Raw genomic sequence first — 1,563 nt, forward strand, 5'->3', positions numbered from 1 at the left:
CAACCCTATTTTGCACATTCAGGGTTCAGCAAAACGTTTAGCAAGCGGCGACTGGCAAACGCGGGTGGGCAAGGCTGCCAAGCGTCAGGATGAGTTAGGTCAGTTGGCGCGCGATTTCAATAAAATGGCTGAACAGCTCGAATCAATGTGGGGCGCACAAAAGCGATTATTGGCCGATGTGTCTCACGAACTTCGTTCACCCCTAGCGCGACTGCAAATGGCGCTAGGTCTTGCCCATCAGCAAAATGTAGACCCTGCCACGTTATCTCGTGTTGAGCGAGAGGCTGATCGTATGGAAGCGCTGGTAAGCCAATTACTTACTCTTAGTCGTGCTGAAGCTGGCGAAGCCAACATGCAAAAACACGCTTTGTCTTTAGTGCTCAACGATGTGCTGACCGACGCTAACTTTGAAGTGGCAAACAAAAACAAGCAGTTAAAAATTGACGATATACCCAAAAAGACGGTAGTCATTGACAGCATGATGTTTTGTCGCGCTGTCGAGAATGTTCTTCGCAATGCCATACGCCATAGCAAACTCGTCACGCATATTGCGTTTAGCGAAGATGCGCAGCATTGGTGTATTCACATTACAGATGACGGCGACGGGTTAACCATTGAGGAATGTGAGCGTATATTTTCTCCGTTTTACAGGGCAACTCTTGCCAGAGAGCGTGAGTCAGGAGGCGTAGGCTTGGGCTTATCCATTGCAAAAGCGGCAGTTGAGTTGCATCATGGACGCATAATCGCTGAACCTGCTGAGCGCGGTGGGCTACGAGTTACTATGTCATTTCCCAAGTTATGATTGGGAACGTTGATAGCACTCCGTAGCCTAACAAAGAGCGCAATTTGACTGTAATAGGGTATTTATGAACTGGACGTTCACGTCTGAAAATAACTTAGCCAGCACTTTTGCCACGTATATCAATCCCTTCTGGCAAAACAGTGTTACTCAGGGCCACTTCTCTGGGAAAGACAATATCAAGGTACGCTTTGCGCACTGTATCCCAGAATCGCCGCGAGCTACCATTGTAATATGCTCTGGTCGAATCGAATCTTATTTAAAGTACAAAGAGTTCATTTACGATCTCTATCAAAATGGTTTCGCCGTATTCATCTTAGATCACAGAGGCCAAGGTTTGTCAGACAGGATGACCCGTGACCCTCAGCATGGTTATGTTGCCGATTTTGACGACTACGTTGATGACTTCGTTATGTTCGTAGAAACTATTGTAAAGCCACTGCAGCAAGGCCCGTTACAGCTGGTATGCCATTCGATGGGGGGCGCCATTGGTGCACTCACGCTGCTGCGCCTTCCGAATTTGTTTTCAAAAGCCGTTTTAGCTTCGCCCATGTTTGGCATTAAACCCGCTCTGCCCAATTGGTTGGCGAATGGCTTAATTCGCACAGGCCTTGCGGTAAACAGGATGAAAAAGAAAGATGCGGGGTACTTTTTTGGTCAAACCCCGTATATCGCGTTTCCTTTTTCACTTAATAAGCTCACCCACAGCAAAACCCGCTATGCTCTGTTTCGTGAACTGTATGACGAAGAGCAGGATATTCAGC

Annotated in this window: 2 protein-coding genes; both read left to right on the forward strand. The window is 47.5% G+C overall.

The features are described 5' to 3' along the window. Positions 1–802: ATP-binding protein (locus QVA83_RS19915; RefSeq protein WP_287498861.1), on the forward strand; the 802-nt coding region annotated here is incomplete at its 5' end. 64 nt (positions 803–866) lie between these two features. After that, the coding region (locus QVA83_RS19920; protein ID WP_287498862.1) for an alpha/beta fold hydrolase at positions 867–1,563 on the forward strand (697 nt) is incomplete at its 3' end.

The organism is Alteromonas sp. AO-Serp, from assembly GCF_017849675.1.
Lineage (GTDB): Bacteria > Pseudomonadota > Gammaproteobacteria > Enterobacterales > Alteromonadaceae > Alteromonas > Alteromonas macleodii.